Annotated in this window: 21 protein-coding genes; 11 read left to right on the forward strand and 10 right to left on the reverse strand. The window is 67.0% G+C overall.

Annotation, left to right across the window (positions count from 1 at the left end):
* The first annotated feature begins 131 nt into the window (after positions 1-131).
* Positions 132-641 carry an RNA recognition motif domain-containing protein gene (locus tag ACQY9S_RS16370; RefSeq protein WP_428421069.1) on the forward strand — a complete coding sequence of 170 codons (510 nt, stop codon included), beginning with the start codon at positions 132-134 and terminating at the stop codon, positions 639-641.
* A 90-nt stretch (positions 642-731) separates the two neighbouring features.
* Here ACQY9S_RS16370 and ACQY9S_RS16375 read toward each other — a convergent pair whose 3' ends face one another.
* Genes ACQY9S_RS16375 through ACQY9S_RS16390 form a run of 4 tightly spaced genes read right to left on the reverse strand, consistent with a single transcriptional unit; the run spans position 732 to position 3785 of the window.
* Entirely contained in the window at positions 732-1541 is an 810-nt protein-coding gene (locus ACQY9S_RS16375) for an SDR family oxidoreductase (protein WP_428421070.1), read from the reverse strand.
* Complete coding sequence (lptC, locus tag ACQY9S_RS16380; RefSeq protein WP_428421072.1) at positions 1538-2227, reverse strand: LPS export ABC transporter periplasmic protein LptC; 690 nt, start codon at positions 2225-2227, stop codon at positions 1538-1540. The genes ACQY9S_RS16375 and lptC overlap by 4 nt, the downstream gene beginning before the upstream one ends.
* A complete protein-coding gene (locus tag ACQY9S_RS16385) occupies positions 2224-2826 on the reverse strand; it encodes a KdsC family phosphatase (protein WP_428421074.1) in 603 nt (200 codons plus the stop codon). The genes lptC and ACQY9S_RS16385 overlap by 4 nt, the downstream gene beginning before the upstream one ends.
* A complete protein-coding gene (locus ACQY9S_RS16390) occupies positions 2826-3785 on the reverse strand; it encodes a KpsF/GutQ family sugar-phosphate isomerase (protein WP_428425784.1) in 960 nt (319 codons plus the stop codon). The genes ACQY9S_RS16385 and ACQY9S_RS16390 overlap by 1 nt, the downstream gene beginning before the upstream one ends.
* Before the next feature lie 154 nt (positions 3786-3939).
* On the opposite strand from ACQY9S_RS16390, the gene ACQY9S_RS16395 reads away from it, so the two are divergent.
* Together ACQY9S_RS16395 and ACQY9S_RS16400 are read left to right on the forward strand one after the other, a co-directional pair.
* Positions 3940-5937, forward strand: coding sequence for a monovalent cation:proton antiporter-2 (CPA2) family protein (locus ACQY9S_RS16395; RefSeq protein WP_428421075.1), 1998 nt, complete (start codon positions 3940-3942; stop codon positions 5935-5937).
* Between the two features lie 94 nt (positions 5938-6031).
* Positions 6032-6571 carry an adenine phosphoribosyltransferase gene (locus tag ACQY9S_RS16400; RefSeq protein ID WP_428421076.1) on the forward strand — a complete coding sequence of 180 codons (540 nt, stop codon included), beginning with the start codon at positions 6032-6034 and terminating at the stop codon, positions 6569-6571.
* An 85-nt stretch (positions 6572-6656) separates the two neighbouring features.
* On the opposite strand, the gene ACQY9S_RS16405 is transcribed toward ACQY9S_RS16400, so the two are convergent.
* The 6 genes from ACQY9S_RS16405 to rpmH form a co-directional block, all read right to left on the reverse strand.
* On the reverse strand, positions 6657-7115 hold the full coding sequence (locus ACQY9S_RS16405) for a cyclic nucleotide-binding domain-containing protein (protein WP_428421078.1): 459 nt from the start codon (positions 7113-7115) through the stop codon (positions 6657-6659).
* 108 nt (positions 7116-7223) lie between these two features.
* Positions 7224-8636, reverse strand: coding sequence for a tRNA uridine-5-carboxymethylaminomethyl(34) synthesis GTPase MnmE (mnmE, locus tag ACQY9S_RS16410; protein ID WP_428421080.1), 1413 nt, complete (start codon positions 8634-8636; stop codon positions 7224-7226).
* A 97-nt stretch (positions 8637-8733) separates the two neighbouring features.
* On the reverse strand, positions 8734-10401 hold the full coding sequence (yidC, locus tag ACQY9S_RS16415; RefSeq protein ID WP_428421082.1) for a membrane protein insertase YidC: 1668 nt from the start codon (positions 10399-10401) through the stop codon (positions 8734-8736).
* Entirely contained in the window at positions 10398-10736 is a 339-nt protein-coding gene (yidD, locus tag ACQY9S_RS16420; RefSeq protein ID WP_428421084.1) for a membrane protein insertion efficiency factor YidD, read from the reverse strand. Before yidD ends, yidC begins: the two co-directional genes overlap by 4 nt.
* On the reverse strand, positions 10733-11164 hold the full coding sequence (locus tag ACQY9S_RS16425) for a ribonuclease P protein component (protein WP_428421086.1): 432 nt from the start codon (positions 11162-11164) through the stop codon (positions 10733-10735). Before ACQY9S_RS16425 ends, yidD begins: the two co-directional genes overlap by 4 nt.
* A gap of 25 nt (positions 11165-11189) precedes the next feature.
* On the reverse strand, positions 11190-11324 hold the full coding sequence (gene rpmH / locus ACQY9S_RS16430; protein WP_309626229.1) for a 50S ribosomal protein L34: 135 nt from the start codon (positions 11322-11324) through the stop codon (positions 11190-11192).
* 312 nt (positions 11325-11636) lie between these two features.
* On the opposite strand from rpmH, the gene dnaA reads away from it, so the two are divergent.
* From dnaA to ACQY9S_RS16470, 8 genes are all read left to right on the forward strand, one after another.
* A complete protein-coding gene (dnaA, locus tag ACQY9S_RS16435; protein ID WP_428421088.1) occupies positions 11637-13046 on the forward strand; it encodes a chromosomal replication initiator protein DnaA in 1410 nt (469 codons plus the stop codon).
* A 234-nt stretch (positions 13047-13280) separates the two neighbouring features.
* Entirely contained in the window at positions 13281-14399 is a 1119-nt protein-coding gene (dnaN, locus tag ACQY9S_RS16440) for a DNA polymerase III subunit beta (protein ID WP_428421090.1), read from the forward strand.
* A 123-nt stretch (positions 14400-14522) separates the two neighbouring features.
* Positions 14523-17078 (forward strand): DNA topoisomerase (ATP-hydrolyzing) subunit B, encoded by a 2556-nt coding sequence (gene gyrB / locus ACQY9S_RS16445; protein WP_428421091.1) that lies wholly within the window; start codon positions 14523-14525, stop codon positions 17076-17078.
* A 95-nt stretch (positions 17079-17173) separates the two neighbouring features.
* A complete protein-coding gene (locus ACQY9S_RS16450) occupies positions 17174-18853 on the forward strand; it encodes a type I restriction-modification system subunit M (RefSeq protein ID WP_428421092.1) in 1680 nt (559 codons plus the stop codon).
* 140 nt (positions 18854-18993) lie between these two features.
* Positions 18994-20103 (forward strand): Fic family protein, encoded by a 1110-nt coding sequence (locus ACQY9S_RS16455; RefSeq protein ID WP_428421093.1) that lies wholly within the window; start codon positions 18994-18996, stop codon positions 20101-20103.
* A complete protein-coding gene (locus ACQY9S_RS16460) occupies positions 20100-21317 on the forward strand; it encodes a restriction endonuclease subunit S (RefSeq protein ID WP_428421095.1) in 1218 nt (405 codons plus the stop codon). Before ACQY9S_RS16455 ends, ACQY9S_RS16460 begins: the two co-directional genes overlap by 4 nt.
* Positions 21314-22429, forward strand: coding sequence for an SIR2 family NAD-dependent protein deacylase (locus ACQY9S_RS16465; protein ID WP_428421097.1), 1116 nt, complete (start codon positions 21314-21316; stop codon positions 22427-22429). Before ACQY9S_RS16460 ends, ACQY9S_RS16465 begins: the two co-directional genes overlap by 4 nt.
* Positions 22430-22440: 11 nt before the next feature.
* Positions 22441-25590: a type I restriction endonuclease subunit R gene (locus tag ACQY9S_RS16470; protein WP_428425786.1), complete on the forward strand. Its 3150-nt coding sequence runs from the start codon at positions 22441-22443 to the stop codon at positions 25588-25590.
* The last annotated feature ends 72 nt before the right edge of the window (positions 25591-25662 follow it).

Consider the following 25662-nt stretch of genomic DNA (forward strand, 5'->3'; position numbering starts at 1 on the left):
CCCCTCTTCACCCATAATGGGATTTCGTGTTTGGATGCGGCGCCTTCTCTGGATCGGTTCCGGCGGGTTGAGGCTCCACATATTGTTCGGTACCGCTGTACCGGTTTTCAGAGGAAGAAAGGCGCTCTCCCATGGGCAACAAGCTGTATGTAGGCAACCTTGCCTACAGTGTGCGTGACGACGACCTTCAACAGGCGTTTGGCGAATTTGGCAGCGTCACTTCGGCCAAGGTCATGATGGACCGCGATACCGGCCGCTCGAAGGGCTTCGGCTTCGTCGAGATGGGCACCGATGCCGAAGCCCAGGCTGCCGTCGAAGGCATGAACGGCCAGTCCCTGGCCGGCCGCGCCATCGTCGTGAACGAGGCCCGTCCCCGTGAAGAGCGGCCGGGCGGCTTCCGCGGCCCCTATGGCGGCGGCGGCGGTGGTGGTGGCGGCTACGGCGGTGGTGGTGGCGCCGGCGGAGCTGGTGGTGGTGGCTACGGCGGTGGCGGCGGTGGCCGCAGCGGCGGTGGTGGTGGCTACGGCGGTGGCGGTGGTGGCCGCAGCGGCGGTGGTGGCGGCTACGGCGGCGGCGGTGGTGGCCGCAGCGGCGGTGGTGGTGGCTACGGCGGTGGCGGTGGTGGCCGCGGCGGCTACTGAAGCAAGCTCGCGAGCCGGTTGACGCTGGCTCGTGATCGCACAAGGCGGTGGCGCTTCGGCCCACCGCCTTTGTTTTTGGCGACGTGCGGTCTATTCGCCTCGGCGCTTCTTGCGTGCGCGACCGGCGAGCAACCGGTCCAGCAGCGCGTTCGGCAGCAGGCGCAGCAGCTTGGCGGCCACACCCATCTGCCAGGGGATCACCCGGTAGCTGACCCCGGACTGGATCGCCGCGAAGGCGCGCTCGGCGAATGCTTCGGGTGTCATCAGGAAGGGCATGCCGTAGCGGTTGCTTGCGGTGAGCGGCGTCGCCACATAGCCGGGCAGCAAGGTCACGACCTTCACGCCGAACGGCCGGCATTCGCCGCGCAGGCTCTCGCAGTAGCTCACCACGCCGGCCTTGCTCGCACAGTAGGCACCATGGCCGGGCAAGCCGCGGATCGCGGCAACGCTGGCGATGCCGACCAGCGTTCCCACCCGTGCAGCCGGCCCCGCGCGTTCACCGCGTTCACCGCGTTCGCGCAGGGCCTTCAGGAAAGGCTGGAAAGTCGCGGCCATGCCAAGGTTGTTGGTCTCGAACGTGGCGCGGATCACTTCCAGATCCTCGTACTCCGCGGTATCGACGCCGATGCTGATGCCCGCGTTGGCGACCACGACGTCGGGCAGGCCCAGGCGCTGCAGACAATCGCGGCCCGCGGCCGTGATGCTCGCCACGTCGCGCACGTCGGCCGCGTAGGCGACCCACCGCTGCGCCGGCCAGCCCTGGGCACGGCACCAGTCCTCGATCTCGCCGGCGCGGCGCGCCACCAGTGCCAGGCGGTAGCCGGCACGTGCGAAACGCGCGGCCAGCGCCCGGCCGATGCCGCTGGAGGCGCCGGTGATGAAGACCAGCGGCGGGCTCACGGCGTCGGCCGCAGCTCGCCGGTCACACGGCCGCTCAGCTGACCGATGCGGTCGAGATGGTTGTAGTCGAGGCTGCCGGCGCGCAGCTCGCCGCGACCGGTGAGCATGGTGACCGGGAGGTGCGAGCGCACGCGCTCGGTCTCGGTGAAGAGCTCCAGAAACTCGCCGCGGATCTCGATGCGCGCACCCGGCCCCTCGCCCGGGCCCGGCTCGCGGACCACGCGGGCGCCGCCGGTGAGCCGCACCTGTGTGGCATCGCCATTGCTCAGCGCCTGCCGCGCGCTGCCCAGCGTGACGCGACCCGTTTCGTCGACCGCGCGCAGGCGCACGCCCTCGACTTCGATCGTGTCGGTGTCCGGAAAGTGCTGCATCACGTCGCCTTCGAGCCGCGACCGCAGCTGCCCACCCGCCCCGTAGCTCACGACCGCAAAGCCCCGCATCGTGTAGTCCGGCTCGTGGCGCAGCGGCGCCACGGCCTGTGCGCCGCCCGGGACCGGCGTGTTCTTCACCAGCCACCAGCTCAGGGCCGCGAGCACGCTCATCAGCAGCACCGGCAGGTAGCGCAGCAACTGGTCCAGCAGCCGCGCGGTCCAGGGGCCCTGGATCCTGCCACCGGCCCCGCCCTGCGGCACGAGCGGCAACAGTTCGCTGAATGGCGGCTCGGGGCTGTCGCCACGATCGGTCATGGCGGCGCAGCCGGGGTGCCACCGTCCAGCGTGGTCAGATGCCCCTGCAGCAGGTCGGCGTAGCGGCCACTGGCAACGAGCAGCACATCGCAGAACTCGCGCGCCGCACCGTGGCCGCCCGCCGCCGCCGTGACGTGATCGACCAGCGCACGCACCTCGCCGTGCGCGTTGGCCGGGGCTGCCGCGAAGCCGGCGCGCACCAGCAGCGGCAGGTCAGGCCAGTCGTCGCCGATCGCGGCGACCTGCGGCCAGTCGAGGCCGAGCGCACCGAGCAGTGCCGTCGCGGCAGCGAGCTTGTCGCGTGCCCCGTAGACCGCGTGCGCGATGCCGAGGTCGGCCACGCGCCGGCGCACCGCCGGCGAATCGCGTCCCGTGATCACCAGTGGCGCGATGCCGCCTTGCGCCAGCAGCTTCAGGCCGTGGCCGTCGAGCGAGTTGAAGGCCTTGACGGTCTCGCCGTGCTCGCCGATGTAGAGCCGGCCATCGGTCAGCACGCCGTCCACGTCGAAGAGGGCGGCCCGCATGCCCTGCGCCTTCAGCAGCAGGGCCGGCGCGAAGCGCAGCGTTGCCCGGAGTTCGCGCAGGCCCTCGTCGCGCATCAGATGACCTTCGCGCGCAGCAGGTCGTTGATGTTCAGCGCACCGACCAGCATGCCCTGCGCATCGACCACCAGCACGCTGGTGATGCGGTGCGCCTCCATCAGGTCGGCCGCATCGACCGCCAGGGCGTCATCGCGCACCGTGCGCGGCGCCGGGTGCATCACGTCGGCGGCCGTCAGCGCGCGCAGGTCGCCGCCCTTCTCGACCAGCCGGCGCAGGTCGCCATCGGTGAAGATGCCCAGCACCCGGTCGGCGCCGTCGACGATCGCGGTGGCGCCCAGTCCCTTGGCACTCATCTCGCGCATCAGTTCGGTGAACGCGGTGCCGGGCGCCACGCACGGCACCGCCTCGCCGCCGCGCATCACGTCGCGCACATGGGTCAGCAGCTTGCGGCCCAGCGAGCCGCCCGGGTGCGAGCGGGCGAAATCTTCTTCCTTGAAGCCGCGCGCATCGAGCAGCGCGACCGCGAGCGCGTCACCCAGTGCCATCTGTGCGGTGGTGCTGGCGGTCGGCGCCAGGTTCAGCGGGCAGGCCTCCTGCTCGACGGCGCTGTCGAGCACCAGCTCGGCATGGCGCGCGAGGTTGGAGTCGGCCCGGCCGGTGATCGCGATCAGCATCACGCCCAGGCGCTTGAGCACCGGCAGGATCGCGGCGAGCTCGTCGCTTTCACCGGAGTTCGAGATCGCCAGCACGACATCGGCCGCGGTCACCATGCCCAGGTCGCCATGGCTGGCTTCGCCCGGGTGCACGAACATCGCCGGCGTGCCGGTCGAGGCCAGGGTCGCGGCGATCTTGCGCCCCACGTGTCCGCTCTTGCCCATGCCCATCACGACCACGCGGCCGCGGCAGTCCAGCATCGAAGCAACAGCTTTCGCGAACGCATCGGCCATCGTGCCGGCGATGCGCTGCTGCAGTGCGCTCAGCGCCTGGGCCTCGACCGCCAGCGCCTGCGCGCCCATCTCGACACTGCGTTGCGGGGAATAGGACGGGGTCTGGGTCACAGGGTGTGCCCCGGGCTCGCGCCACGGGGCCTTGGGTAGCATCGGACGATTCTAGGCGCCGCCTCCTGCTCCGGCATTCGGCCGCGGCACCGATCCTGCAAGCCCCCACCGGATGGCCACTTCCCTCGAACTCGCCCTGCTCTACCTCGTTGCCGCGGTCCTCAGCGTGGCGACCTGCCGGTCGCTGAAACTGCCGCCGATGCTCGGCTACCTGGCTGCCGGCGTGCTGATCGGTCCGAACGCGCTGGCGTTCGCGCGCGACTCGGCCGGTGTGCAGTACCTGGCCGAGTTCGGTGTCGTCTTCCTGATGTTCGTGATCGGGCTGGAGTTCAACCTGCCCAAGCTGCGCAGCATGCGCACGCTGGTGTTCGGACTGGGCTTCTCGCAGGTCTCGCTGACCATGCTCGCCGCGGTGGCCGGCAACGCGCTGCTCGCCTGGTGCCTTGCGCTCGCCGGCAAGCCCTGGGGCCTGGGCTGGCAGAACGCGGTGGCGCTGGGTGCGGCGCTCGCGATGAGCAGCACGGCGATCGTCGTCAAGCTGATGGCCGAGCGCATCGAGCTCGAGTCGCCGCACGGGCGCCGCGTCATGGGCGTGCTGCTGTTCCAGGATCTGGCCGTCGTGCCGCTGCTGGTGCTGATCCCGGCCCTCGGCGACTCGGCTGGCGACATGACCCGGGCGCTGCTGTTCGCCGCACTCAAGGCCGCCGTCCTGCTCACGCTGCTGCTGGTCGGTGGGCAGCGGGTGATGCGCTGGTGGCTCACGCTGGTGGCGCGCGGGCGCAGCGAGGAGCTGTTCATCCTGAACCTGCTGCTCGTCACGCTGGGCCTGGCCTGGCTCACCGAGCACGCCGGGCTGTCGCTGGCACTCGGCGCCTTCATCGCCGGCATGCTGATCGCCGAGACCGAATACAAGCACCAGGTCGAGACCGACATCCGGCCCTTCCACGACGTGCTGCTCGGCCTGTTCTTCGTCACCATCGGCATGAAGCTCGACTGGCGCGCGATCTCGGACCAGTGGGCGGTGGTGGCCGCGCTGACGGTGCTGCCGGTGCTGTTCAAGTTCGGCCTCGTCACGCTGCTGGCGCGCGTCTTCGGCGCGCCCGCGGGGGTCGCGCTGCGCACCGGCCTCTACCTGGCGCAGGCCGGCGAGTTCGGCTTCGTGCTGCTGGCGCTGGCCACGCAGAACAACCTGCTGCCTGTCCGCCTGCAAAGCCCGGTGCTGGCATCGATGGTGCTGTCGATGCTGGCCACGCCGCTGCTGATCCTCTACAGCAACCGCATCGTGATGCGGCTCGCGGCCAGCGACTGGCTGCTGCAGTCGGTCGCGCTGACCAGCATCGCCACGCGCGCGATCCATGCCGAAGCGCACGTGATCATCTGCGGCTACGGCCGCAGCGGCCAGAACCTCGCGCAGCTGCTGAGTTCCGAGCACATCCCCTACATGGCGCTCGACCTCGACCCCGACCGGGTGCGCCAGGCCGCCGCCGCCGGCCAGAACGTGGTGTTCGGCGACGCCGCGCGGCTGCAGAGCCTGATGGCCGCCGGCCTGGCACGCGCGACGGCGGTGGTCATCAGCTACCACGACACGCCGTCCGCGCTGAGGATCCTGCGCCTGGTTCGCGAACACGCGCCCACCGTGCCCGTGATCGTGCGCACCCTCGACGACAGCGACCTCGAACCGCTGCAGGCCGCCGGCGCGACCGAGGTCGTGCCGGAGGCCATCGAGGGCTCCCTGATGATGGCCTCACACGTGCTGGCGCTGGTCGGCGTGCCGATGCGGCGCGTGATCCGCGTGGTGCAGGACCAGCGCGATGCGCGCTACGGCCTGCTGCGCGGCTACTTCCACGGCGCCGACGACGACACCGTCGAGGAACTGCAGCAGCGGCGGCTGCAGAGCTTCACGCTGTCCGAGAGCAGCGCCAGCCTCGGTCAGACCGTCGGCCAGCAGGCGCTCGCCGAGCTGGAGGTGCAACTCGTGTCGCTGCGCCGCGCCCGCGGGAACGTCGTGCACCCGGACGACGCGCTCATGCTCGCCGCCGGCGACACGCTGGTGCTGTCGGGCCGGCCCGAGACGCTGGCCCGCGCCGAGGCGCGACTGCTCAGAGGCTGACCGGGCGATGCGCCACGGCACCGCCGCCCGCGCCGTGCTGCCGATAATGACCCCTGCTCCGCCGAGAACCGCGCCGCCGAGCGCGCCCGCCGCCATGGACGACCGCGCCCTGATCCGCCAGACCATCCGCACCGTGCCCGACTGGCCGGAGCCGGGCGTGCAGTTCCGCGACATCACGCCGCTGCTGCAGAACCCAAGAGTGTTTCGCGTGCTGATCGACCAGTTCGTGCACCGCTACTTCGACCAGCGCCCAGGGGCCGTGGCCGGGCTGGACGCGCGCGGCTTCATCATCGGCTCGGTACTGGCCTACGAACTGGGCATCGGCTTCGTGCCGATCCGCAAGAAGGGCAAGCTGCCCTACACCACCGTCGCGGAAAGCTACGAGCTCGAGTACGGCTCGGCCGCGGTCGAGATCCACACCGACGCGGTACAGCCCGGCGACCGCGTGCTGCTGATCGACGACCTGATCGCCACCGGCGGCACCATGATGGCCGGCAAGCGCCTGCTCGAGCGACTCGGCGCGACGGTGATCGAAGGCGCGGCCATCGTCGACCTGCCCGAGCTGGGCGGCGCCGCGAAGCTGCGCGCCGCGGGCCTGAAACTGTTCACCCTGGTTTCGTTCGAGGGGCACTGAGCGCCTGCAAGCGGCCATCGCCGTGCAGCAAGAACAAGGGCCGCGAAAGCGGCCCTTGTCGAAGTTTCCGCGCGCAGCGATCCCGCTATGTGATCGGCGTCTGACGGGAGATATTCGCCCGCATGCGCAGCGCCATGACCGAGCCCGCCGCACGCAGGACTTCCAGCGCGATCACCGGCACGCGCGCGCACAGCTCCTCGAAGCGCGGCAGGCGCAGTGCCCATACCACGCTCGGTGTCATGGCCTCGACCGAGGCCGTGCGCTCGCCGTCTGCGAACAGGCCGGGCTCGCCGCACATCGCGCCGGGCCGCAGGATCGCGATCTTGTTCGTGCCGCCGGTCGCATAGACCTGCAGCGAGCCCTGGCCCAGGAAGTACAGCGTGCGGTCCTGTTCGCCCTGTTTCAGCAGCAGCTCTCCCGAGCGGATTTCGTGGCGCGTCAGGTACTGCAGGAAGGTGCGCCATTGCTGCGGGTCCAGGCGCGGGCGGAACGCGTCTTCGGCGTTCAGCGATTGGATCGCCTGGAGCAGTTCGTCGGTCGTCATGGCTGGGTCTTCTTCGGTGGGCTGTTGCTTGCATCGATTATCGGCAGGTCGGCCGCACAAGCCAAACGCGCGCTTCGGGGAGGTCGGCGGTGCCGAGCGTGACTTGCGTCACTTTCCGATGCAGAACCTGCCGAAGATCTCGCCCAGCAGGTCGTCCGGCGTGTAGCGGCCGGTGATCAGGCCGAGCGCATCGTGCGCCAGCCGCAGCTCCTCGGCCAGCAGGTCGAGCGCGGCGTCGGCGCGTGCCGCGAGTTGCTGCGCCCGGGCCAGGTGTTCGGCGGTCGCCTGCAGGGCCTGCAGGTGCCGTGTGCGTGCAATGAACACGCCTTCGCTGCCGGCTTGCCAGCCGGCCAGTTGCAGCAGCCGGTGGCGCAGCGCCTCGAGGCCTTCGCCGGTGCGCGCCGACAGCCGCAGCGCATCCCTCGGCAGCGCCGCCGCCTGCGCGGCGGCGGCATCGGCCTTGTTGTGCACGTCGAGCACGCTCACGCCGGCCGGCAGGCGTGCGGCGATGTCGCGCTCGGCCGCGTCGTAGCCCGGCTCGCCGGCACGCGTGAGGTCGTGCAGGAAGATCACCGCATCGGCTTCGCCGATCGCGCCCCAGCTGCGCTGCATGCCGATGCGCTCGACCTCGTCACGCGCTTCGCCCTCGGCGCGCAGGCCGGCGGTGTCGATCACGTGCAGCGGCACACCTTCGATCTGGATCGTTTCGGCGACCTTGTCGCGCGTGGTGCCGGCGATCGGCGTGACGATCGCCAGCTCGGCGCCGGCCAGCGCGTTCAGCAGCGAGCTCTTGCCGACGTTGGGCTGGCCGGCCAGCACGACCCGCAGACCCTCGCGCAGCAGCGCGCCCTGGCGCGCACGCGCACGCACCGCGTCCAGCGCCTCGGCGATGCGCGACAGGCGGCCCCGCGCGTCGGCCTTTTCCAGGAAGTCGATCTCCTCCTCGGGAAAATCGAGCGTGGCCTCGACCAGCATGCGCAGCTCGATCAGCCGGTCGCGCAGCAGGTCGACCTGCTGCGAGAACGCGCCGGCCAGCGCACGGCCGGCCGAACGGGCCGCCGCCTCGGTGCTGGCGTCGATCAGGTCGGCCACCGCCTCGGCCTGGGCCAGGTCGAGCTTGTCGTTGAGGAAGGCGCGCTCGGTGAACTCGCCCGGCTCGGCCACCCGCAAGCCGCCCAGCCGCGGCCGGCCGCTGCGCGCGTCGGGCTGCGCGGCGGCCTCCAGGCAGCGCGCCAGCAGCAGCTGCAGCAGCACCGGCCCGCCGTGGGCCTGCAGCTCCAGCACGTCCTCGCCGGTGTAGCTGTGCGGCGCCGGGAAATGCAGCGCCAGGCCCTGGTCGATGGCCTCGCCCTGGGCATCCAGGAACGGACCGTAGTGCGCATGACGCGGCTCCAGCGCGCGGCCGCACAGGGCCTCGATCAGCGCACCGAGCCCGCGGCCCGACACCCGCACGATGCCGACCGCGCCGCGTCCCGGTGCGGTGGCGATGGCAACGATGGGGTCGTGGTGGCGGGGCAGCATGCGCGCGATTGTCGGCCCGCAAGGCACAACGCCCCGCGAGGCGGGGCGTTGCATCACTCGGCGCGCGGCGGGCTCGGTCCGGCGCCGGGGGCGCCGCTCAGTTCACGCCCAGCCGCCGGTTGATCACCCACTGCTGCACGATCGACAGCAGGTTGTTGGTGATCCAGTACAGCACCAGGCCGGCCGGGAACACGAAGAACATCACCGAGAACATCAGCGGCATGATCCACATCATCTTGGCCTGCATCGGGTCCGGCGGCGTCGGGTTCAGCCAGGTCTGCAGCATCGTGGTGCCGGTCATCACGAGCGGCAGGATGAACAGCGGGTCCTTGACCGACAGGTCCGTGATCCAGCCCAGCCAGGGCGCGTTGCGCATCTCCACGCTCGACAGCAGCACCCAGTACAGCGCGATGAACACCGGCATCTGGACCAGGATCGGCAGGCAGCCGCCCAGCGGGTTGACCTTCTCCTCCTTGTAGATGCGCATCATCTCCTGCTGCATCTGCTGCGGCTTGTCCTTCAGCCGCTCGCGCATCTCGGTGATCTTCGGGTTGATGGCCTTCATCTTCGCCATCGACGAATAGGCCTTCGCATTGAGCCAGTAGAACGCCGCCTTCAGCAGCACCACCAGCGCGACGATCGCCCAGCCCCAGTTGCCGATCAGCTTGTGCAGTTGGTCGAGCAGCCAGAACAGCGGCTTGGCGATGATCGTGAACCAGCCGTAGTCCTTGACCAGCTCGAGCCCGGGCGCCAGCGCTTCGAGCTTCTTTTCTTCCTGCGGGCCGATGAACAGCACGCTGTCGATGCTCTTGCTCGTGCCCGGTGCGATCTCGCCCAGCGGGAGCTTCTCACCGACGGCATAGACGGGTAGGCCGAAGTCCGTGTGCCTCAGCGTGTAGAACTCCCGCGGCGCCTTGTCGTTGTGCAGCCAGGCCGAGAAGAAATAGTGCTGCACCATCGCGACCCAACCGTTGTCGGCGCTCTTGTTGTAGTCGGCGTTGCCCTTCTCGATCGCCTTGAAATCGACCTTCTGGAACTTGCTGGCGTCGGTGTACACCACCGGCCCGGTGAACGACTGTGGCGCGCTCAGGAAGCTGCTGTGGCCCTCGACGCTGGCGTCACGCACCAGCTGCAGGTAGAGCACCGGTGACACCGGCGCGGTCGAGGTGTTGACGACCTCATGCTTCACGTCGACCGCATAGCTGCCGCGCTCGAGGGTGAGGGTCTTCCTCAGCTTCACACCGCCCTGCTCGGGCGACTCGAACACCACGCTGAGCGCGTCGCGCCCGGCGGCCAGCGCCGTCTCGCCCGGCTGCAACTGCAGCGCCGTCAGGTGCGTGGGCAGGTCGGGCGCACCGATCAGGCCAGTCTGCGCCAGATAGACATGGTCCTTCGAACGGTCGAACAGCACCACGTTCCTGGTGCGGTCGTTCTGGTCGATCTGGGTCAGCAGCTCGGCGCGCACCACGTCGCCGCCGCGCGCATCGAGGGTCAGCTTCAGCACGTCGGTGCTCACGGTCACCGTCGGCGTGGCGGCAGATGCCGCTGCAGCCACCACCGGCGGCGTGCCCGCCGCGGCCGCGGCGGGCGTCCCCGGGGTGGCCTCGGGCAGCGTGCCGGAGGCCGGCGCCGCGCTCGCCGCCACCGGCCGCGACGAGGGGCCGAACAGCGACGGCTGGCCGTTGTGCTTGTTCCACGCGTCCCACAGCAGGACGAGCGACATCGTGAACACCACCCACAGCAGGGTGCGGCGCATATCGGTCATGACGAGATCTCGCAGGGAGGACGAGGCGCCGACGCGGCGACCTCATGGGAGGAAGGGGACCGACCGGAGGCCTCGCGACCGCCCAGCCAGCCGGGCGGCTGGGCGGGAACCGGGTCGTGGCCACCGGAGCAGGCCGGATGACAGCGCAACAGGCGCCGCGTGGCGAGATAGCTGCCGCCCAGGGCACCGTGACGTTCCAGCGCCTCGAGCGCATAGGCCGAGCAACTGGGTGTGAAGCGGCAGCTGCTGCCCAGCCAGGGGCTGAGCAGCAGGCGATAGGCCCGTACCGCACCCATCAGCAAGCGCTGCGGGAGGCACGACAGGCGCGGGCTCATCGGCGGCCCCCGGCCGCGATCTGGAACAAGGCGGCCAGTTCACCGTGCACGGCGGCGCGCAAGGCATTCGATGCCGCGCTCGGAAACTGTGCCGGCGAGAACGGGCTGCGTAGGCGCAGGACCCAATCGCCGGCCGACAGCCCGCCCGCACAGCGCTGGAATGCGCCGCGCCCCTGCCGCTTGATCAGGCTGCGCGTCACGGCGCGGCGTGCATGGCGCTTGGGGATCACGAGACCGAACCGGAGTCGCTCATCCACAAGGACCGTGGGCGGCACACCGGGCGGTGTTGACAACTCTCCAGCAACCCCGTCTTCGGCGACGGCCAGGTGGTGCAACACGAAGTGCTCGGACCGGGCACAGGGACGCTTGGCGAGTACCCGCTCGAAGTCGGCAGCGCGCAACCCCGCTGCGGCGGTGGTGCGGCTCACGCCTCGGGAGCGGGAAACGTCTGGATCAGAGGCCCAGGCGCTTGCGGCCCTTGGCGCGGCGTGCGTTGAGCACGTGGCGGCCACCGCGCGTCTTCATGCGCACGAGGAAACCATGGGTGCGGGCGCGGCGGATCTTCGAAGGTTGGTAAGTGCGTTTCATGTGAGCCTCTGGCCCCTGGACGGGCGATGCGGGGGCATGGGGTGCGCAGCGTGCCTCCGGGCAGGATCAAGACCCGGGGGCGGTGCTGCAGTGAGCCTGCAGCGGCGCGGGCGACAGCCCGGACCAGCCGCGAACCCGATGCGGGAAACCAGTGATTACATCAAAAATCCCCTTTTCGGTCAACGACTTGCACCGAGAAGCCTGGGCCTGCGGACCGGCAAGCGCCGTCGCAAAGACTGTGGATAACCACGTTTTCAGCCGCTGGCGACCGCTAGAATCGCCCGGCTGAAGAAAGAATTGTCCACAAGAAAGATGAGCGCTGACGTCTGGTCACGGGGCTGCGAACGCCTGGCGACCGAGCTGCCCGAGCAGCAGTTCAACACCTGGATCCGTCCCCTGCCCGCGGCCGAACTCGTCGACCGCGGCGAGACGGCCGTGGCCACGCTGCGCGTACCCAACCGCTTCAAGCTCGACTGGATCCGCACGCAGTACGCGGCGCGCATCGAGTCCGTGCTGAGCGATCTCGCCGGCAAACCGGTCCGCCTGGACCTGCAGCTCGCAGCCCGCGAAGCCCCGCTGCGCTTGTCGCCGGCCGAGGCACCCCGCGTCAACGGCCACCCGCAGGCCGCCGGTCAATGGCTCGGCGCGCCCTCGGTCTCCGCGAACCACCCGCCTGCCGCACCGGCCGCGGCGCAGCTGCCCAAGCACCGCCTCAACACCGCGCTGACCTTCGACACCCTGGTGCCGGGCCGCGCCAACCAGATGGCCCGCACCGCCGCACTGCACGTGGCCGGCGCGCCCGGCGTCATGTACAACCCGCTGTTCATCTACGGCGGCGTCGGCCTGGGCAAGACGCACCTGATCCACGCGGTGGGCAACGCGCTGCTGCGCGACAAGCCCGACGCCCGCATCCTCTACCTGCACGCCGAGCAGTTCATCACCGACGTGGTGAAGAACTACCAGCGCAAGACCTTCGACGAGCTCAAGGCCAAGTACCACTCGCTCGACCTGCTGCTGATCGACGATGTGCAGTTCTTCGCCGGCAAGGAGCGCACCCAGGAGGAGTTCTTCAACGCCTTCGAGGCGCTGCTGGCCAAGCGCGCGCACATCATCATGACCAGCGACACCTACCCCAAGGGGCTGGCCGACATCGACGAGCGCCTGACCTCGCGCTTCGACGCCGGGCTGACGGTGGCGATCGAGCCGCCCGAGCTGGAGATGCGCGTGGCGATCCTGATGAAGAAGTCCGACGTCGAAGGCACGCCTATGCCCGAGGACGTGGCCTTCTTCGTCGCGAAGAACGTGCGCGCCAACGTGCGCGAGCTCGAAGGCGCGCTGCGCAAGGTGCTGGCCTATGCGCGCTTCAGCCAGAAGGACATCAGCATCGCGCTCGCCCGCGAGGCCCTGAAGGACCTGCTGTCGATCCAGAACCGCCAGGTCGGCGTCGAGAACATCCAGAAGACCGTGGCCGACTTCTACAAGATCAAGGTGGCCGACATGTACTCCAAGAAGCGCCCGGCCAGCATCGCCCGGCCGCGCCAGATCGCGATGTACCTGGCCAAGGAGCTGACGCAGAAGAGCCTGCCCGAGATCGGCGAGCTGTTCGGTGGCCGCGACCACACGACCGTGCTGCATGCCGTGCGCAAGATCGGCGGCGAGCGCGGCAAGAACACCGAGTTGAACCAGCAGCTGCACGTGCTGGAACAGACGCTCAAGGGCTGAAGCATGCCGAAGTACACGCCGTCAAGTGACAAGGCTGGGGACAAGTTCCGCACAAACAGGGAGTCATCCACAGCCTGCCGAGCCGCGCCCGACTTGTTGTCTGTGAGTCCCGCGCAAACCGAGCCACCGCCCACAGGGTTGAAACCCGGCTAAGTGACTGCCGGAACAAGCGAAAATGGCCTTGTCCACATGAAGTGCCAGCCCCTACTAAAACGACTACCTCAAGAGGTTTAAATGATTGTCTTGAAGAGCCCGCAGGAAAAATTTCTGGGTGCACTGCAAGCCGTGTCGGGCATCGTGGAGCGACGCCACACCTTGCCGGTGCTGGCCAACGTGCTGCTGCGCAAGACCGGCAACGCAATCGAGTTCACGACCAGTGACCTCGAGATCCAGGTCCGAACGCAGGCCGAGTTCGATGGCGACGCCGGCAACTTCAGCACCACCGTCGGGGCCCGCAAGCTGATCGACATCCTGCGCACCCTGCCGGCCGACCAGAACGTCACGCTCAGCAGCGCGCAGAACAAGCTCACGCTCACCGGCGGCAAGAGCCGCTTCACGCTGCAGACGCTGCCTGCCGAGGACTTTCCGCTGGTGCAGGAGGCGGCCGACTTCGGCCCGGCCTTCAGCGTGCCGCAGAAGTCGCTGAAGGCCCTGATCGCCCAGGTGCACTTCGCGATGGCGGTGCACGACATCCGCTACTACCTCAACGGCATCCTGTTCGTCGCCGAAGGCAAGAGCCTCACGCTGGTGGCCACCGACGGCCACCGTCTCGCGCTGGCCCAGGCCACGCTCGATGTCGAAATGCCCAAGCAGGAAGTCATCCTGCCGCGCAAGACCGTGCTCGAGCTGCAGCGCCTGCTGCGCGACGACAAGGAAGCCGAGAACGCGCCGATCGAAATGCGCTTCGCCGGCAACCAGGCCAAGTTCGTCTTCTCCGGCATGGAATTCGTCACCAAGCTGGTCGAGGGCAAGTTCCCCGACTACAACCGCGTGATCCCCAAGAACCACAAGAACCATGTCACGCTGGGCCGCGCACCGCTGCTGTCGAGCCTGCAGCGCGCGGCCATCCTGACGAGCGAGAAGTTCAAGGGCGTGCGCCTGAACTTCGAGCCCGGCAGCCTGCGCATCGCGTCGAGCAATGCCGAGCAGGAAGAGGCCAAGGAAGAGCTCGAGGTCGACTACGGCGGCGACGCCATCGAGATCGGCTTCAACGTTACCTACCTGATGGACGTGCTGGCCAACATGGGCCAGGAGATGGTCACGCTGTCGCTGCAGGACTCCAACAGCTCGGCCCTCTTCACGGTGCCCGAACAGAGCGGCTTCAAGTACGTGGTGATGCCGATGAGGATCTGACGCCTTGCGTCATTTCCTCATCGGCATTGCATGCCGACCATGTTTGCACCCCCTGCCCCCGCCAGGCGGGGGTTCTAGTTTGATGGACACCCGGGCCGCGCAGCGGCCCTCTTGCTTGAAGCCATGACCGAACCCACCACCCCTCAGCACGACCCGAAGAGCGGCGTCACGCAACAGCCTGTGCCGTCGGCCGAAGGGCATGCGATCTCGGTCGGTTCGGAAGCGTCGGTGGCCTATGGGGAAGGCTCGATCCAGATCCTGGAAGGCCTGGAGGCGGTGCGCAAGCGCCCCGGCATGTACATCGGCGATACCTCCGACGGCACCGGCCTGCACCACCTGGTGTTCGAGGTGGTCGACAACTCCATCGACGAGGCCCTGGCTGGACACTGCGACGACATCGTCGTCACCATCCACTCCGACAACTCCATCAGCGTCATCGACAACGGCCGCGGCATCCCCACCGGCGTGAAGATGGACGACAAGCATGAGCCCAAGCGCAGTGCGGCCGAGATCGCGCTGACCGAGCTGCACGCCGGCGGCAAGTTCAACCAGAACAGCTACAAAGTCTCGGGCGGCCTGCACGGCGTGGGCGTGAGCTGCGTCAACGCGCTCTCCAAGTGGCTGCGCCTCACGGTGCGCCGCGAGGGCAAGGTCAACTTCATGGAGTTCCGCCGCGGCTTCCCGCAGGACCGCATGCTCGAGATGCGGGGCGGCTTCGAGGTGTCGCCGATGGCCGTCACCGGCGAGACCGAGAAGCGCGGCACCGAGGTGCACTTCCTGCCCGACGAAGAGATCTTCACCAACATCGATTTCCACTACGACGTGCTGGCCAAGCGCCTGCGCGAGCTGAGCTTCCTGAACAACGGCGTGAAGATCCGCCTGGTCGACGAGCGCAACGCCAAGGAAGACAACTTCGCCTACGCGGGCGGCGTGAAGGGCTTCGTCGAGTTCATCAACACCGGCAAGAAGGTGCTGCACGGCAACATCTTCCACGCGCTGGGCGACAAGATGAGCGAGTTCAACACCAACATCGGTGTCGAGGTCGCGATGCAGTGGAACGACGGCTACAGCGAGCAGGTGCTGTGCTTCACCAACAACATCCCGCAGCGCGACGGCGGCACCCACCTCACCGGCCTGCGCGCGGCGATGACGCGCGTGATCAACAAGTACATCGAGGACAACGAACTCGCCAAGAAGGCCAAGGTCGAGATTGCCGGCGACGACATGCGCGAAGGCCTCGCCTGCGTGGTCAGCGTGAAGGTGCCAGAGCCCAAGTTCAGCAGCCAGACCAAGGACAAGCTGGTGTCCAGCGAAGTGCGCGGCCCGGTGGAGGAGATCGTCGGCAAGCTGCTCAACGACTACCTGCTCGAGAACCCGATCGACGCCAAGATCATCTGCGGCAAGATCGTCGAGGCCGCGCGGGCCCGCGAGGCCGCCCGCAAGGCGAGAGAGATGACGCGCCGCAAGGGCGTGCTCGACGGCATGGGCCTGCCTGGCAAGCTGGCCGACTGCCAGGAGAAGGACCCCGCGCTCTGCGAGATCTACATCGTGGAGGGCGACTCCGCCGGCGGCTCCGCCAAGCAGGGCCGCGACCGCAAGTTCCAGGCGATCCTGCCGCTGCGCGGCAAGATCCTGAACGTGGAAAGAGCCCGCTTCGAGAAGCTCCTAACGAGCAATGAAATCCTGACGCTCATCACGGCGCTGGGCACCAGCATCGGCAAGGACGAATACAACCCCGACAAGCTGCGCTACCACCGCATCATCATCATGACCGATGCCGACGTGGACGGTGCCCACATCCGCACCCTGTTGCTCACCTTCTTCTACCGCCAGATGCCCGAGATCGTGGAGCGCGGCCACATCTACATCGCGCAGCCGCCGCTCTACAAGGTGAAGCTCGGCAAGGAAGAGCAGTACCTGAAGGACGGCCACGAACTCGACGCCTACCTGCTGCGCGTGGCGCTGCGCGACGCGCAACTCGAAACCGGCGTGGGCGGCACGGTACTGCTGGGCGAAGCGCTGGAAGCGCTGGCGCGCCAGTACGTGCTGGCCAACAACGTGACCTCCCGCCTCACCAACTGGATGGACGTGGAGGCTCTGCGCGCCATTGCCGACGGCCTGGTGTTGAAGCTCGACACCCTGGCCGAGGCCGAGACCTCGGCCGCCGCGCTGAAGGCTGCGCTGCACGACGCCGACGTGAGCGCCGAATTCGACGCCCGCACCGACAAGCACCTGCTGCGCATCAGCCGCCGCCACCACGGCAACACCAAGAGCAGCGTCATCACCGCCGACTTCGTGCACGGTGCCGACTACGAAGCCCTCAGCACCGCCGGCCTCGCCTTCAAGGGTCTGGTGGCGGGTGACGCCGTGGTGAAGAAGGGCGAAGGCGAGAAGCAGAAGGAAGCCAAGGTCGCCGACTTCCGCCAGGCCATGGCCTGGCTGATGCTGCAGGCCGAGAACAGCGTGGGCCGCCAGCGCTACAAGGGCCTGGGCGAAATGAACCCTTCGCAGCTGTGGGAAACCACCATGGACCCCACGGTGCGCCGCCTGCTGCGCGTGCAGATCGACGACGCCATCGAAGCCGACCGCGTGTTCACGATGCTGATGGGCGACGAGGTGGAGCCGCGGCGCGAGTTCATCGAGGCGAATGCCTTGAGGGCGGCGAACATCGACGTTTGAGTCGGCGGATCGGCCGGTAGAACAATGGTGATAGACGGGCATCAACTAACGCGATCGGGTCAGTCGCCAGCGGCAAGAAGTGGGAGCCGACACCGATGAACATCGAAGAACAACAGTTCCTCAGCGACCTGGACAAGCGTCTTTGGAATGCTGCCGATCGGCTGCGGTCCAATGTCAACCCCAGCGACTACATGCATGTGGTGCTGGGGTTAGTGTTCCTGAAGTACGTGTCCGACGCCTTCAAGGAACGCCGCACCGAACTGCAAGCGGCTTTCACCAACCCCGAACACGACTACTACCTGGGCGCAGACGCCGGTGAGATGCTCGAACAAGAGCTCGAAGCCCGCGACTACTACCTGGAGAAGAACGTCTTCTGGGTGCCGGCGTTGGCACGTTGGGACTTCATCAAGGACAACGCCAAGGTCGACACCGGCACCAAGCTGCAGGTCAGGAACGGCAAGGTCTTCGAGTACGAATTCAGAGGCATCGGCCGCCTGCTGGACGACGCGCTGGAAGCCATCGAGAAAGACAACCCCAAGCTGAAAGGCGTGCTCGACAAGAGCTACGCCCGCTGGCGGGTGGACGACGCGCTGCCCGGCCTGATCGACGCGTTCTCCACTATCCAGCCGCTGAACGGCAGCTCGCTCAAGGCCAAGGACATCCTGGGCCACGTCTACGAGTACTTCCTGGGCGAATTCAGCATCGCCGCCGGCAAGCGTGGCGGCGAGTTCTACACGCCCAAAAGCATCGTCGCGCTCATCGTGGAGATGCTGCAGCCCTACCAGGGCCGCGTGTATGACCCCTGTTGCGGCAGCGGTGGCTTCTTCGTGCAGAGCGAGCGCTTTGTGGAAGAGCACGGCGGCAAGGTGGGCCAGATCAGCATCTACGGCCAGGAGGCCAACCCCACCACCTGGCGCCTGGCCAGCATGAACATGGCCATCCGGGGCCTGGACTACGACTTCGGCAAAGAGTCGGCCAGTACCTACACGCGCCCCATGCACCCGGACCTGCGCGCCGACTTCATCATGGCCAACCCGCCGTTCAACATGAAGGCGTGGAAAGAGGGCGTGAAAGACGACGACGTGCGCTGGAAGTACGGCATACCGCCCGACGGCAACGCCAACTTCGCGTGGCTGCAGCACATGGTGCACCACCTGGCGCCCCACGGCAGCATGGCGCTGCTGTTGGCCAACGGCTCCATGAGCAGCAACACCAACAACGAAGGCGAGATCCGCCGGGCCTTGATCGAGGGCAACGGCGCCAACGCGCCCGGCGACCTGGTCGAATGCATGGTGGCCCTGCCCGGCCAGCTGTTCACCAACACCCAGATCCCTGCGTGCATCTGGTTCCTGACCAAGAGCAAGGCCGCCCGTGGATCAGGCAGCACCGCCTGGCGAGACCGCAAGGGCCAGGTGCTCTTCATCGACGCCCGCAACCTGGGCTATATGAAAGACCGCGTGTTGCGCGACTTCAGGCCCGAAGACGTGGCTAAGGTGGCCCACACCTTTCACTCCTGGAAGCGCGGCGAGGCGGTGGACGAACCCGGCTACGCCAAAGCCGTGACGCTGGACGACATCCGCGCGCATGACCACGTGCTCACCCCCGGCCGCTACGTGGGCGCCGCGGCGCAAGAAGAGGACGGCGAGCCTTTCGAAGACAAGATGGCCCGCCTCACCGCCACCCTGAGCGACCAGTTCGCCGAAAGCGCCCGCCTGGAAGCGGCCATCCGCCAGAACTTGGCGGGCCTGGGCTACCCGCTCAAAACCCCCGCCTGAAGCGCCTGACCTATGCAGATGCTGGCCAACTTGTATAGAAAAAGCTAAATTCCTATACACATCGTGGCCGACATGCATAGCGCATCGACATTTCCCATGTACGCCGGCCCGGCCGGTGGCCTGAAGGTCCAGTGCCCGTGGTGACGCCGGCGCCAGCCCTGCCGCCCCTGCAGCCGCTGACCCGGCTGCAGCCCGCCACCTTCGAAACCCCGGCGGTGCTGAAGAAGGCCGTCACCGCCGGCCGCAAGCTGGCCGAGCTGAAGGGCCTGGCGGCGTCTATGCCCAACCAGGCCATCCTCATCAACACGCTGGCGCTGCAAGAGGCCAAGGACAGCTCGGCCATCGAGAACATCGTCACCACGCACGACGAACTGTTCCGCAGCGCCACCTACCCGGACCTGTTTGCCTCCCCCGCCGCCAAGGAGGTACGCCACTACGTGCAGGCGCTGCGCGTGGGCTACGGCCTGGTGCAGCAGACGGGGCTGCTCACCGCCAACCACATGCTGGCCATCCAGGCCGAGCTCGAGCAGAACAACGCCGGCTTTCGCAAGCTGCCCGGCACCACACTGAAGGACCAGCACGGCACCGTGGTCTACACCCCGCCGCAAGACCCGGCGCAGGTGGTGGCGCTGATGAGCGACCTGGAACGCTTCATCAACGACGACGGCGCCTTCGATGCTGACCCGTTGATCAAGATGGCCATCGCCCACCACCAGTTCGAGAGCGTCCACCCCTTCTATGACGGCAATGGCCGCACCGGCCGCATCGTCAACGTGCTGTACCTCGTCAACAAGGGGCTGCTGGACATCCCGGTGCTTTACCTCAGCAGCGCCATCGTGCGCAGCAAGCCCGACTACTACCGCCTGCTGCAGGCGGTGCGCGAAGAGGCCGACGCGCCAGCGCTGTGGCAGGAGTGGGTGCTGTACCTGCTGGCCGCGGTGGAAACCACCGCACAGCAGACCATCCGCACCGTCACCGACATCAAGGCCGCGCTGTTCGACTACAAGCACCGCATCCGCGCTGACTTCAAGTTCTACAGCCAGGACCTCATCAACAACCTGTTCATGCACCCCTACACCAAGATCGAATTCGTGGAGCGCGACCTGAAGGTGTCGCGGTTGACGGCGACCAAGTACCTGGATGCGTTGGCGGGGGCGGGGTTTGTGCAGAAGGTGAAGGTGGGGAGGTCGAACTACTACATCAATGTCAAGCTCAATTCCATCTTGACGGCGGAAGGGAGCGGTCAATGACTAATGACTCAGCCGCGTGGACTACCTTGCGACTCGGTGAGGTGTGCCAAAAGATCGGCAGTGGCGCAACACCGCGTGGGGGCGGCAGTGTCTATGCAGCAAGTGGCGTGGCATTTATCCGGAGTCAAAACGTGCTCAATAGCGGGTTTAGCAGGGAAGGCCTGACCTATCTCAGCGAAGAGCTCGCGTTCGAACTTCGAAATGTCGCGGTGGCGGAGGGAGATGTACTGGTCAACATCACAGGCGACTCCGTCGCTCGTGTATGTCAAGCCCCCGCAGGCGTATTACCTGCGAGGGTGAATCAGCACGTAGCGATAGTCCGACCAGACCCCGAACGATTGGATCCTTCGTTCCTTCGCTATTACCTTATCCAGCCCGCCGTGCAAGAGGAGCTACTCAGTCTAGCCAGCGCGGGTGCAACGCGAAACGCCTTAACCAAAGCGATGCTTGAGCGGCTGGACGTCGTGGCGCCACGCGGCGTGCGTCAGCAGCGAGCGGTCTCTCGGCCGCTCATCTTGTTCGACGACAGGATCGAACTGAACCGCCGCATAAGCCAGACGCTGGAGACCATCGCACAGGCGATCTTCAAGTCTTGGTTCGTGGACTTTGAACACGAATGGCCGACAACCGAATGGGATACGCGTCCGCTGGACAGCGTGGCTGACTATCTCAATGGATTGGCACTACAGAAGTACCCTCCGATCGACGGCGAAGCGTCGCTGCCCGTGATCAAGATCACCCAACTACGCGCGGGTCACATCAAGTCTGCTGATCGAGCGAACCAGAACGTGCCAGCCCCTTACGTCATCAACGACGGCGACCTGTTGTTCTCCTGGTCAGGCAGCCTGGAGGTCGCGTTCTGGTGTGGCGGCAAGGGCGCGCTCAATCAGCACCTGTTCAAGGTCACGTCATCGATGGTGCCGAGCTGGTACGCCTACCTGTGGACCAAACACCACCTGCCGGAGTTCAGGGCGATCGCCGCCAACAAGGCGACCACGATGGGGCACATCCAGCGCAAACACCTGACCGCCGCCCAGGTTCTGCTGCCTCCGCCGCCAATCCTCGAGGCAATGGACGCCGTGATGAAACCCATCGTCGCGGAACTGATCCAGCGCAGGCTGGAAGCAAAGACGCTGGCTGAGCTTCGCGACGAGCTGTTGCCGAAACTGATGTCGGGCCAATTGGTCCCCAAATTGGAGGCCGCCACACCATGACGGAACCCGGTGAAAGCGACCGAGCACTCATCGAGCGTGCACTCGACATCCTTGCTGCGGACTACGAACGCCAGACCGAGTTCAACGAGCACTTTGATAGCGAAGACTCGATCCAGATCGGGGAACTGAGTTATCCCCGGAGCAAAGTGCTCTACTGGGTGGACCGCGACGCCTACGCCAACGAGCGCGCTGCGTGGGAGAACGAGCTCTACGACACCAAGCATGAATCGGCGCGGGCGTTGATCGCCAACAATGCGTACGAGAACCGCTTTGCCGATCTGATTCAGGCCATCGGCCGAGGTCGATTGGTTCCCTTCGTTGGCGCGGGTCTGTCCGCTTCGTGCGGCATGCCCTTGTGGGGCGACGCCCTTCGACTACTCCTCGGGAGGCTTGTACCTCCAAACGAAGAGGAGATCAGGGAAACCATCGCAGCCGGCGAGTACCTTCGGGCCGCGCAGGCATTGGCAGCACACGACGCGGCGCAAACGGCGAACTTCATCAGCACCATGTATCGGCTTCGGGAACTGCGATTGGCTGGCCCGGTAACGCTCTTGCCGAAGCTAGCCAGCGGCTGCGTGGTCACCACCAACTTCGACGATGCCATCGAAAAGACCTACGAGCTTGCCGAGCAGCGCTTCGAGCACTACATGCACGGCGCTCAGGATCACAACTTCTTCGGCCGCATGCTGCGCGGGGACCGCTGCATCCTCAAATTGCATGGTGATGCCGAGAACCGCGCCACGCATGTTCTGACGCGGGAGCAGTACGAAGCTGCCTATGGGCAGCCGTTCGACTTCTCCAAGCCCTTGCCCAAGGCGCTGCGACAGATCTTCGTTTCGCAGTCGCTCCTGTTCCTGGGGTGCAGCCTGGAACAGGACTGGACGATGGACCTCTTTGCCGCAGCTGTTCACGGCGGTGGGTTTGAGGTGCCGGTTCACTATGCCGTGCTGGCCATGCCGGCGGACGACGCCGCGCGGCGCCAGAAGGAGGCGCGCCTGATCCGCCTCAACATTCAGCCGCTTTGGTACCCGGCCGGCGAGCATGGCGCTGTCCAGCAGTTGCTGGAGTTGGCTGTTGACGTCACCCAGCGGCGCGTGTCGTTCGCGGTCTAGGGGCACGCATGATCAGCGAAGACGAGCTGGAGCGCTTGTGCCTCACCTGGTTCCAGGATGTGGGTTGGACGTTCCGGCATGGACCCGACATTGCCCCGGACGCTCAGAGCCCGGTGCGAAAGGACTGGCGCGAGGTCGTGTTGAGCAGCGAGTTGGAGACGGCGCTCACGCAGCTGAACCCACAAACCCCGCCGGTTGTGCTGCAAGAGGCGGCCGCATTGGTCTCACGGCCGGATCAGCCATCGCTGCTGCAAAACAATCGCCGCCTTCACGAACTGCTGTGCGACGGCGTGCCGGTCGAGATCACCGACGCCCAAGGCCTCAAGCGCGGCGACCGCGTGCGCCTGATCGACTTCGACAACCCCGAACGCAACCGCTTCCTGGTGGTGAACCAGTTCACCGTGCAGGGCAGCAAAGGCAAACCGCGCCGGCCCGACCTGGTGTGTTTCATCAACGGCCTGCCCATCGCGGTGCTGGAGCTGAAGAACACCGCCAGTGAAACCGCCGACATCTGGAGCGCCTTCAACCAGCTGCAGACCTACAAGGACGAGATCCCCGACCTGTTCGTCTTCAACCAGGCGCTGGTCATCAGCGACGGGCTGCATGCGCGCATCGGCTCGCTCACCGCCAGCCGCGAGCGCTACCTGCCCTGGCGCACGGTGAAGAACGAAAACGACCGGCCGCTGCTGCAGTTCGAGTTGGAAACCGTGGTGCGCGGCTTTTTCGCGCCAGCGCTGCTGCTGGACTACATCCGCACCTTCATCCTGTTCGAGCAGGCCGACGGTCACATCGTCAAGAAGATCGCCGGCTACCACCAGTTCCACGCCGTGCGCGAGGCGGTGCGCGCCACCGTCATTGCCGCCAGCACGCCGCCGGCCGGCCAGGCGCAGGAGCCGCGTGCCACCTACGGGCAAGAGGTGCAGCCGGGCTCGCGCAAGGGCGGCATCGTGTGGCACACGCAGGGCTCGGGCAAGAGCATCTCGATGCTGTGCTTTGCCGCCAAGTTGATGCGCGAGCCGGCCATGGGCAACCCCACGCTGGTGATCGTGACCGACCGCAACGACCTGGACGGGCAGCTGTTCCAGACCTTCGTTGGCGCCAGGTCGCTGCTGAAAGAGCAGCCGCAGCAGGCCAATGACCGCGACGAACTGCGCGCGCTGCTCGCGGGCCGGCCTGCCGGCGGCATCATCTTCAGCACGGTGCAGAAGTTCGCACCCGCGCCGGGCGAAGAGCAGTTTCCGAAACTGACCAGCCGGACCAACGTGGTGGTGATCGCCGACGAGGCCCACCGTTCGCAGTACGGCCTGCGCGCCGTGCTCGACCGCAAGACCGGCGCCTACAAGTACGGCTTCGCCAAGCACCTGCGCGACGCGCTGCCGGGTGCCACCTTCGTGGGCTTCACCGGCACGCCGGTGGAGAGTGCCGACAAGGACACCCGCGCCGTGTTCGGCGACTACGTGAGCGTCTACGACATCCAGGACGCGGTGGACGACGGCGCCACGGTGCCGATCTACTACGAAAGCCGGCTCGCCAAGCTGGACATCAACCAGGCCCAGATCGAGCAGCTCAACGCCGAGGTGGAAGAGGTCTTCGAAGACGAAGAAGACGTGGCCCAGCGCGAAGCGGAGAAGGGCAAGTGGGCGCAGCTGGAAAAGCTGGTGGGCGCCGAGCCGCGGCTGAAGCAGGTGGCCGCCGACCTGGTGGCGCACTACGAGGCGCGCAGCGCCGCGCTCAGCGGCAAGGCCATGGTGGTGTGCATGAGCCGCGCCATCTGCGCGCAGCTGTACGAAGAGATCCGCTTGTTGCGCCCAGCGTGGCATAACGCAGACCCGGCGCAGGGTGCCATGAAGGTGGTGATGACGGGCAGCGCCGCTGACCCCGCGGCGCTACAGCCGCACATCACCAACAGCAGCACCAAGAAGTTGCTGGAGAAGCGCTTCAAGGACGCGGCCGACCCGCTGCAGCTGGTGATCGTGCGCGACATGTGGCTCACCGGCTTCGACGTGCCCTGCCTGCACACGCTGTACGTGGACAAGCCGATGCGTGATCACAACCTCATGCAGGCCATCGCCCGCGTGAACCGCGTGTTTCGCGACAAGCAGGGCGGCCTGGTGGTGGACTACATCGGCATCGCGGCCGAGCTGCGCAGCGCGCTGAAGACCTACACCGAAAGCCGCGGCAAGGGCCAGCCCACACTGCAGGCCGCCGAGGCCCTGGCCAAGCTGAAAGAGCTGATGGACGTGGCGCGGGGCCGGTTGCACGGCTTCGACTACAGCGCCTACCTCACGAAGGCCGTGACGCTGTTGATTCCGGCTGCCAACCACGTGCTGAGCCAGGACGAGGGCAAGAAGCGCTGGGCCGACGTGGTGCTGGGCATCACCAAGGCCTTCTCGTTGTGCGGCACGCTGGACGAGGCGGTGGCGCTGCGCGAAGAGATCGCGTTCTTCCAAGCCATCAAGACCGTGATCGCCAAGGCCACCGAGTCGGACAAGAAGCTCTCGGAAGACCAGCGCAACGCGGTGCTGAAGCAGATCCTCGACAACGCCGTGGTGGCCGAGGGTGTGGCCGACATCTTCAAGCTGGCGGGCCTGGACCGGCCGGACATCGGAATCCTGTCTGACGCCTTCCTCGAAGAGGTGCGCCAGCTGCCGCAGAAGAACTTTGCCGTGGAGCTGCTGCGCAAGCTGCTAAACGAAGAGGTGCGCTCACGGTCGCGGACCAACGTGGTGCTGGAGAAGAAGTTCGGCGACAGGCTGCAGGACGCGCTGAACCGCTACCGCAGCCGCGCGGTGGAAAGCGCGCAGGTGATCGAAGAGCTGATCGCCATGGCCAAGGAGTTCCGCGAAGCCGCCAAGCGCGGCGACCAACTGGGCCTGAACCCGTCGGAACTGGCCTTCTACGATGCGCTGGCCAACAACGAAAGCGCAGTGCGCGACCTGGGCGACCCGGTGTTGAAGCTCATCGCGCAAGAGCTGACGCAGAAGCTGCGTGGTAGCGCTACGGTGGACTGGCAGAAACGCGACAGCATCCGCGCGCGACTGCGCAACCTAGTGCGCATCACGCTGCGGCGGCACAAGTACCCGCCGGACATGCAAGAAGAAGCGATCCGCCTAGTGTTGCAGCAGGCCGAGCGGCTTGCAGACGACTGGTCGAATACGTGACCTTGCCAACCCGGTGCCTCACCGATGTCAGTCGACACGGTTGATGCATAACGGGCGGGTCCACACGAATCA

Origin of the sequence: Methylibium sp. (assembly GCF_965279545.1) — a bacterium.
Classification (GTDB): Bacteria; Pseudomonadota; Gammaproteobacteria; order Burkholderiales; family Burkholderiaceae_C; genus Methylibium.